This is a genomic window from Aliivibrio sp. SR45-2, from assembly GCF_963890165.1.
In the GTDB taxonomy this organism is placed as follows: domain Bacteria; phylum Pseudomonadota; class Gammaproteobacteria; order Enterobacterales; family Vibrionaceae; genus Aliivibrio; species Aliivibrio salmonicida.
Window position 1 is genome coordinate 1 of the sequence record NZ_CAWPRC010000211.1, and the last position, 8,901, is coordinate 8,901.

Annotated in this window: 9 protein-coding genes; 6 read left to right on the forward strand and 3 right to left on the reverse strand. The window is 35.2% G+C overall.

Features of this window, described 5'->3' with window-relative positions:
• Together AACV33_RS19985 and AACV33_RS19990 are read left to right on the forward strand one after the other, a co-directional pair.
• The coding region (locus AACV33_RS19985) for a GGDEF domain-containing protein (RefSeq protein WP_182700588.1) at positions 1-633 on the forward strand (633 nt) is incomplete at its 5' end.
• Entirely contained in the window at positions 630-1,511 is an 882-nt protein-coding gene (locus AACV33_RS19990; RefSeq protein WP_065611757.1) for a LysR family transcriptional regulator, read from the forward strand. The genes AACV33_RS19985 and AACV33_RS19990, both read left to right, overlap by 4 nt.
• 4 nt (positions 1,512-1,515) lie before the next feature.
• Here AACV33_RS19990 and AACV33_RS19995 read toward each other — a convergent pair whose 3' ends face one another.
• Entirely contained in the window at positions 1,516-2,127 is a 612-nt protein-coding gene (locus AACV33_RS19995; protein ID WP_017023356.1) for a response regulator transcription factor, read from the reverse strand.
• A 169-nt stretch (positions 2,128-2,296) separates the two neighbouring features.
• A complete protein-coding gene (locus tag AACV33_RS20000) occupies positions 2,297-3,190 on the reverse strand; it encodes a LysR family transcriptional regulator (RefSeq protein WP_017023355.1) in 894 nt (297 codons plus the stop codon).
• A gap of 143 nt (positions 3,191-3,333) precedes the next feature.
• Here AACV33_RS20000 and AACV33_RS20005 point away from each other — a divergent pair, with 143 nt between their 5' ends.
• Together AACV33_RS20005 and AACV33_RS20010 are read left to right on the forward strand one after the other, a co-directional pair.
• Complete coding sequence (locus tag AACV33_RS20005) at positions 3,334-3,783, forward strand: DoxX family protein (protein WP_017023354.1); 450 nt, start codon at positions 3,334-3,336, stop codon at positions 3,781-3,783.
• Between the two features lie 245 nt (positions 3,784-4,028).
• Positions 4,029-5,915 carry a methyl-accepting chemotaxis protein gene (locus AACV33_RS20010; RefSeq protein WP_023604237.1) on the forward strand — a complete coding sequence of 629 codons (1,887 nt, stop codon included), beginning with the start codon at positions 4,029-4,031 and terminating at the stop codon, positions 5,913-5,915.
• Positions 5,916-6,006: 91 nt separating this feature from the next.
• On the opposite strand, the gene AACV33_RS20015 is transcribed toward AACV33_RS20010, so the two are convergent.
• Complete coding sequence (locus AACV33_RS20015; RefSeq protein ID WP_182700589.1) at positions 6,007-6,540, reverse strand: DUF3332 domain-containing protein; 534 nt, start codon at positions 6,538-6,540, stop codon at positions 6,007-6,009.
• A gap of 466 nt (positions 6,541-7,006) precedes the next feature.
• Between AACV33_RS20015 and AACV33_RS20020 the strand changes: the two genes are divergently transcribed.
• Both AACV33_RS20020 and AACV33_RS20025 read left to right on the forward strand, forming a co-directional pair.
• Positions 7,007-7,744 (forward strand): glycerophosphodiester phosphodiesterase family protein, encoded by a 738-nt coding sequence (locus AACV33_RS20020; RefSeq protein WP_012551693.1) that lies wholly within the window; start codon positions 7,007-7,009, stop codon positions 7,742-7,744.
• 40 nt (positions 7,745-7,784) lie between these two features.
• On the forward strand, positions 7,785-8,901 hold a 1,117-nt coding region (locus AACV33_RS20025), incomplete at its 3' end, for an MFS transporter (RefSeq protein WP_182700590.1).

Here is an 8,901-nt window from a genome sequence, read left to right on the forward strand (position 1 = left end):
AGTAAAGAATACATTGCAGATAATGGGACGATCTTTATCTACAAGCTGCCTTTTACTAAGTTGATTATTGACTTTATTTGGGCTGAAATCGGATTATTGTTATTGATGTTTTATATCCTTTGGAAGCTGTCAGAGTTAAAGGAAAAACAACTAAAGCTGACGAGTATTGAATCGGTGATTAATAGAGATGAATTAACGGGTTTGTATAATCGCTCTATTTTAAAAGACAAAGATTTACTCAATACAAAACAAAAAAGTAGCATGTCGGTGATCGTCATTGATGGTGATAAATTGAAAGCAATCAATGATAATTTTGGGCATCACATTGGTGATGAGGCGATAAAGCAAATTGCTCACGGTATGCGAATGACCTTTAGAGAGAGCGATTATCTAGTGCGACTTGGTGGGGATGAATTTCTTGTAATATTGCCTAATTGTGATGTTAGTGTTGCCCAACAACTTGCGATTAAATTGCAAGAAAATATCAGTGCGGTCGCTTTTAGTAAGCATTTTCTATCGATCGATGTGAGTGCTGGAGTAACGGCCGTTTTGCAACAAGAGACATTAGCGACGGCAATAAAGCGAGCTGATACGCTGTTGTATAGCCAGAAAATGACTAAGGATATGCCATGAATTCTGATTTAAATTACAATTTATTGAAAGTGTTGTTGTTACTTAATCAACACCGTAATCTAAAGAAAGTGGCTCTTATTATCGGTAAAACAGAAAGCGCGGTAAGCAAGTATCTAACTAAAATGAGAGAACAAATAGGAGATCCATTATTTGTTCGAACTTCTCATGGTTTAGAGCCTACTCATGTACTAACTTCTTTGTTACCTAGCTTTGAAAGTGGATTAAGTGTTATTGATAATGCGTTGTTTGAAAAAGGGAGCTTCTCTTCAGAAAATTATACCGAGACGATCCGAGTCGCGATTCATTCCGCAGTCATGTCATATTATTCAACGGAGATATATACAGCAATTCGCGAAGCCTTTCCTAAGCCGATGATCGCGTTAGAAACGTGGACGGAATCTACAGAGCAGCGCATTTTAGATAGTAAAGTTCATATTGGAGTGAGCTTTATGCATGAAGAGCGAGTCAAAAGTATTTATCAGTCAAAACTAACGGATACCACAATGGTTGCTGCGGTATCTCCAAACAGTTCGATTAATTCGTGGGAAGATGCGATTAGAGCGCCATTGATTTCTTTTAAAGTAAATGACTTTAATCATTCGAGACAGTATTTTATTGAACATTGTAAAAAAGCGGGGATCACGCTTAATTATAGAGTCAGCACGGATGATTTTGCCACTGCGACACGTTTGATTCAGCAAGAAGACATGGTTTTTATTTGCTTGAAGAGATTAATCAGCCCTTACAATGTTAAATTGATCCCTATTCCTGAGAATTTTCAAGGAAAGTATCCTTTTGTTTCTTGCATGAAATTGGCGAATAGGAACAGCCCATTACACTGCTTATTAGACGATATCATTCGATTGGTGGTTGTTTGATTGTCTATAATTGTTGTTTAATAGCATCACTGACTTTCAATAGATCAATTAATGACGTTGCATTATGCTTTTCTAAAATTCGAGACTTATAGGTACTGATTGTTTTAGCGCTTAATGATAACAATTCAGAAATTTGTTTATTACTGTAACCTCTCAATAGATAATTAAGTACAATGATTTCTCTATTGGATAAATCGACATCTTTTTTTATGGATGTGCTTTGCTTAAATAATGTATAACCTCGTAATACATTACTCATCGCATCATTGATAAGCGTGGTTGATTCTTCTTTCGAAATATAACCATTTGCCCCTAATTTTTTTGCAGAGTCTGAATACATTTCATATCCGTAGCTAGAAATCACCAGAATAGATCCCTTGAATTGATTCTCCCTGACTTTTTTAATGAACTCTAGCCCGTTAAATTTATTTTGTTTAATGTCTAGAGAGATAAATCCTATATTATTATTCGCTAAAATAGCCAGTGCTTCTTGCATTGATGTTGCATGAAACACATTATTAATTGTTTCTTTTTTCTTTAAATAAGCAGTAATTGACTCAACGATAATTGGAAATGTATCTAGAACTAATGCATTGATCTTTTCTGAAGCGGGCATGGGTGAACCTTATTATTTTTTGAACTACTGTCACCAAATGCATCCTGCGGACATATCCATGTTCTCTTGCTTTCACAGTGTAACTTTAAATTTAACATCTTAAAGGAAATATAAACTTTCCATAATGGAAAGTAAAACATTTATATTTTTTCCATTTTGGAATTTTTAATTAAACAATCCATTTTTTGTGCATTAATTCATTCGTTAACCATTGGCATGCTTTACCGTCATTATCTTTATGCCATGCAATAAATAAAGGGGGATTCACTCTTGGTACAATGCATTTTTTTTCGATTAATATGCCTGTTTTAAGTTGTTCTCTAATTAAGTGCCTAGGTAAAAATCCAACACCGACGCCCATCATTTGAGCTTCAATTTTGCCTTGCATAGTTTTAAACCGGATTTGTTGTTTGCTTTTAAATAGCCCTGTGTCTCTGGTTGGCAGTAGTAAAGAAGAATCAGAAACAATTAAAGAGGGATAAAGTAATAAATCACTGGCTTGGATGGTTCGATTTACTAAAGCTAAAGGGTGATACTGGCTTACAGCAAACAGAAACTCGACTCGACCAATTTCTTTTATTTGATACTCCCCTTTTGGTAAATGGTCTGAGACACCAATGGCAATGTCGGTACGGTTACTATGAAGGGCATCCCAGCCCCCACCGAGTGACTCTTCAGAAATTGTGATGTTTGTCCCATGTTCTAATTTATTGAACTCTATAATTGATTCTAATAAAGGAGATAGAGGGATTATTGTGTCTCTTGAAATGGTAATGTTTCTTTCCCAGCCAGAATCGAGCTGTTTCACTGCGGATTCCAATTTATCTGTCGCAATGAGAATTTCTCTTCCTTGTTCTAATATTAGTCTCCCAGCAGAAGTTAGAACAGCCTTCTGTTTTGAACGATCAAATAAAGTAACACTCAGATCTTCTTCTAATTTTTTGATGGTATATGTTAAGGCCGAGGGAACTTTAAACAGAGACTCTGCCGCTGAAGCGAAGCTGCCTTTTCGGTCTATTGCATCTAATGCTCTTAATGCATCAAGTGTTATCGGGGAGTTCATTGATGTCCTTATTTCTGTAGTTCAAAATAATTGAACAACTTGGTCAAAATTCTCTAATTTCATTAAAGAATAGCATATTTATACTGGTGGAAAGAATAAATGGAGTCTTCTCTATTTTTAATTAGTTTATTAAAGGAAATACAATGAAACAAAAAATTAGCCAACTATTATCTTCGACTGCAGGCTTTAGCACGTTGGCATTACGTATTCCTATCGGAATTATTTTCATGGCTCATGGTTCACAAAAACTGTTTTCATGGTTTGGTGGTTATGGCTTAGAAGGGACTGGACAGTTTTTTGAATCAATTGGTTTAGCGCCTGGGGTAGCAATGGCGTTTTTAGCAGGCAGTGCAGAATTTTTTGGTGGGTTATTCATTTTACTGGGTCTGTTAACTCGTCCTGCAGCACTTGTTTTAGCATTTACTATGGTTATTGCGATTGTTAGCGTGCATTTACCAAACGGTCTATTTATGGCTGACGGTGGGTATGAATTTGGTTTAGCACTTTTAGCTGCATGTGTATCATTAATGCTGTCTGGTAGCGGAAAATTATCTCTAGATGAATGGCTAAATAATAACGTTATTAAATCGTAATAGTTGATAATTTAACTACATATAACGAATGACTTATCATTTTGTTATTGGTTTTATTAATGTGAAAATAAAAAGTCATATACAATTTGTGTATGATTTTTTTGTTACCAATAAGTAATTGTTTTGGTTTGTGCTTATATTTAAGTTAATTCTTATTTTTGCTGCTTTTCTTCTATTGACTTTATTGTCATTACAATTAAATAAGGTAGTATTTTATTTACGCATTAATAAAATAGAATGGATATATGAAAACCTTAAAAGGAAAGTTACTGCTTATTTTTATAAGCATGAGTGTTGTGGTTTGTTTTGGATTGTCTGGATTTGGGTATCTCAATTTTAAAGATGAAAGTCTTACTTCTTATAATCGAACAATGACAGAAAAAACAGAGTTAATTTCAACGAATTTAACATCAAAAATAAAAGAATATTTTAATGTAATCAATTCTATTTATGTTGATGTCGATTCTAATGGTACGCTGATTGATATCGATAAAACATCGAATATATTAGAAGGTATTAATAAGAAATTGGCTCTCTTTGACAATATATTTTACGCCGATAAAACAGGTTTAACGGTTTCTTCAGATGGTAAAGGTATTGTCCCTAATTTCAATGGTAAATCTAGAGAGTGGTATCAAAGAATCTTCTCCGGTGAAAACGAAGTAATTACAGAGGTTTATACTGATACTGATAATAACCAAGTATTCTCTTTTGCTATACCTGTAAAACGAAATAATCAAATTGTCGGTGTTCTTGCAGCGTCTCTTCCTGTATCCACTTTTTCTGATTTTATTAGTGAATTAACACTTAACAATCAAGTTTACGTGTATAGAAAAGATGGTTATATTTTATCATCAAAAAAATCTGAATATATTGGTAAAAACATGCACGATGTTAGGCCTCAATATTCGGTATTATCCCCTAGTAATACATCAATGACGTACGATTCTTATACTCAGGATGACACTATTTATGTTGTTTCATCTTTAGAGAAAAGCCAGAATTGGATGATAGCGTCATTTGAATATAATGAGGTTATTCTTAAATCAAGCAATGACACTTTATTTATCTCAATGGTGATTGCTTTAGTCTCTATCGTGTTGTTTTCTGTGATTATCTATAAAGTGATTATGGATTTTATCTACAAACCATTAGGTGGAGAACCAGCCCATATTGAGAATATAATTAAACGTATTTCTCAAGGTGATTTAACCATGGAACTGACATCATCGAGTAAAGATACGGGTATTTATGCCAGTGCTGTTGCGATGATCAAAGAGTTAAAACGTGTTATTGAAGGCAGTCACCAGATATCTGAAAATGTATCAACAGCGTCAACTGAGCTTGCTGCTGTGATGACTCAATCAGAAGTCAATGCTCAACAAGAGACGGCACAAATAGAGCAAATAGCGACGGCGGTAAGTGAATTATCAAGTACGGCTTCTGAGGTTAGTATTAATGCATCTAATGCTGAAGGGGCGGCGAGTGCTGCTCAAACTAATGTCGCTTTAGGTCATGAGGCATTGTCGAACTCTAGTACTATTGCAACTAAGATTGGTGCTTCGGTTGAGGACTCTGTGATTATAGTTAATCAGCTCAAGGAGTACTCAACAGAAATTGGTGGTGTTATTGATGTGATTAATAGTATTTCTGAGCAAACGAATTTATTAGCGTTGAATGCCGCTATAGAAGCCGCAAGAGCGGGTGAGCAAGGTCGAGGTTTTGCTGTTGTTGCAGATGAGGTTCGTTCTTTAGCTGGGAAGACACAACAATCTACGGTTGATATCCAAGAGATCATTGCTAAGTTGCAAGAGCAATCAGATAAAGCGGATATTTATATGAAGTCGAATTCTCAATTGATCATTGAATCACAAGCGGTTGCTGAAAAAGTGGCGAGTGCATTTACGGGGATTGCTAATTCGGTTACTGAAATTTCAGACATGAATACGCTGGTTGCTGCGGCATCAGAGGAACAATCAAGTGTGACAAATGAGATTGCACAGAATATCAACATTGCTTCTGAGTTAGTGACTCAAAACGTGAGTGGTATTTATCAGAGCGCGAAAGCAAGTGAAGAGTTATCTGAGTTGTCAGTAAGACAAAAAGACATTCTTTCCTTTTTTAAAGTGTAGTATTCATAACGCATTTTATACTAAGAATAAGATTGTTTCTCATACCAAGTCACCCTATATAAAGGGTGACTTTTTATTTAAATGTTTGCTGTTAACTCTGTTGTAGAGATTCTAATTTGGCAATGGTTGTTTGAGTAATAAGTACATCATCCATATAGTAACTAATCTTTTCTCCATCACGCACTCCGCGTAAAATCGCCGTTTCTCCTGTGTCGTAAGTGATGTCCATTTGAATTGTATTGTCATCAATTTTTTGCATTTCGCCGGTAGAGATTGTTCTCTGGTTTACTAATGGATCAATGGGAGCACTACGTAATGATGGGTCTAGCTCATCATTTACTTTAAAATGGGTGTCTGTCTTTGAATCAAATATGTGTGGACTACCAGATATTGGGTTTTTTCCTGTCCAAAATTCTAATGAGTTAAATACAACATAATCAGCTGCGGTAATAATGCCGTAAACCGGCGCAAGAAGCAAGTTAACACCTGCTCTAGCGTAGCGATTATCCACAACTTCAACATTAAACTTCATTACTTTTCCTGTCACTGCATTGCTGCTAATACAACCGGTTAGTGTTGTTGTTAAAATAATGATAGCTGCTGTTTTAATGAATGTCTTTTTCATAATTTAGTTCCAAAAGTAAATAATCAGTGATGTGTTTTCTTGGAGCTATTATGTTTTTCGTTGCAAAACAATACTTACCATTTTGTGCCAATTAAAATTTCATTGATTTATGTTTCCGGGTCGAATTATCGCTCATTATTCGTACGTAAATTGATTTTGAGCCTAATATCTATGTACTTATATAAATTAAGTATCTATATAATTTAAATGCGTTAACGGTGATTTATTTTTTATTGACGGTTATATAAAGTAAGAGCTTAAGATGTATTGGATTGCTTGATTTTTAAGCGGTTTAATTCGGGAGAAATGAGACTAATGATAGTAATATTGTTAACTCATAGGCAAAAAAGAAAATAAGTTCCTATTCGAGCGCTCGAATGCTCATTTTATGTGTTTCTGTCACATTTATGAAATGGGCTAGGCGTTATTATCCTCTTCATCTTCTAACACGTAAAATAGGTTTACAATGAAAACATTAATTGCACATCGCGGCATGTCTTCTCTGGCTCCTGAGAATACTCTATCGGCTTTTTCACTATGTAAAGAGCATGGTGTTCAATGGTTTGAATGCGATGTGGATATTCTGCAAGACGGTACTGTTATTATTTCTCATGATGACACATTAGATCGTTGTACTGATAAAAGTGGTCGATTATACGATATCAGTAGCGCTGATTTATCTTCAATTGATGCTGGAAGTTGGTTTAGTGATGACTATATTGGTGAGCGTTTGCCTACCATTCAAGAATTGATTGCATTAGTGAACGAAAAAGAACTCAATTTAAATATTGAAATTAAATCGTGCTCTGAAAGTGCAAAATTAAGCCATTTATTAATTGATAATTTGATCTCAGCATTAAAAGAATTAAATCCTGAACGTGAGTTAATCATTTCAAGTTTTAACCATCTTGTGTTGTCTGAATTTAAACGTAAAAGTCCTGAAAGTAAGGTTGCCTGTTTATTTGAAAGCCATAATCTATGGGATGACTGGAATTCAATTATTGAATGGTGCCAAGCCGATTATATTCACCCAGAAGAAAAAGGACTGACGCGTGAAATGGTGAATAAATTTAAAGCATCAGGCATTAAAGTGAATGTTTGGACAGTGAATGATTTAGCACGTGCCAATGAATTATTTAATTGGGGTGTTGATGGGATATGTACGGATATTGCTCATAAGTTCCCATCAAAATATAAAGCATAAAAATAATAAATAAAAACAATAACGTGAAAGGATTACAAGTATGAATGTGTTTGAAAAAATTGGATTTACAAGTCGGAATCAACTGTTTGGTTTTTTCTCTGTGGTCATGTCAGGGCAAATTATTTACTCTGCGTTTGAAGCCTTTAAAGGAACATTTTACAATTTATTACTCGATGTGTTGCAGATCGATAATACCCAAATGGGGATATTATTTACGTTGATTGGTTCTGCCATGTTTTTCTATATCCCAGCTGGTTGGGTCAATAACCGTTTTTCTGTAAAATCCATTTTAATGACCAGTTTGGCAATACGATTTATTAGTATGATGACAATCATCTTCTTAGAACCTGGGTTCAGTGTTTTAGTTGTGATCGCTGGTATTTGGGGCTTGGTTGATGCGGCATTCTGGCCTTCTGTTGTGAATGGAGTGACATTAATGTCTGGCGACAAAAATAAGGGCATGGCATTTGGCTTATTAGAATCTGTACGTCGTGCTGCTGAAATGAGCATGAACGCCGTTATTGTTGGTATTATGGCACTTGTTGGCGGTTCTATTCTTGTATTCCAAGGTGCGATTGTCTTCTATACATTATTGATTCTACCGATGATTTTCTGTGTTTGGAAGTTTGTGCCTGATAATTACATGGAAATTAAACAAGGTGAAAGTAAAAATAAAGAGGCGTTAAAAGGCCTACTTCATGTATTAAAAATGCCAACCGTATGGTTAGCTGCCGTGACTTCTCTAACGGTGTATTGGATTTATATTACGCTTATTTACACGGTTCCTTATCTGCAAGCGGTCTTCGGTTTATCAACAGCACAAGCGGCTATCTTCGGTATTATTAATACTGGTGCAATGGGGGTTATTGCTGGTTTAGTTGCGGGTTCTATCGCGGATTTTGTTTTTAAGTCTTCAATTAAAATGATGTTCTTTGCATTGGCATTAACGGCTATTTGTTTAGGTGTGACGATTGCTTTACCTAAAACAGAAGGTATGTTGATGATTAATATGATTCTTTTAATGTGTTTCTCATTTAGTATTTTCCTTGCTAAAGGCATCATCTTAGCGCCAGTTGCTGAAGCGGGTGTACCAAAAGATTACAGTGGCTCTGCAATGAGTGTGGGTTCATTTGCAGCTTATGCGTCTGTATTCTGGG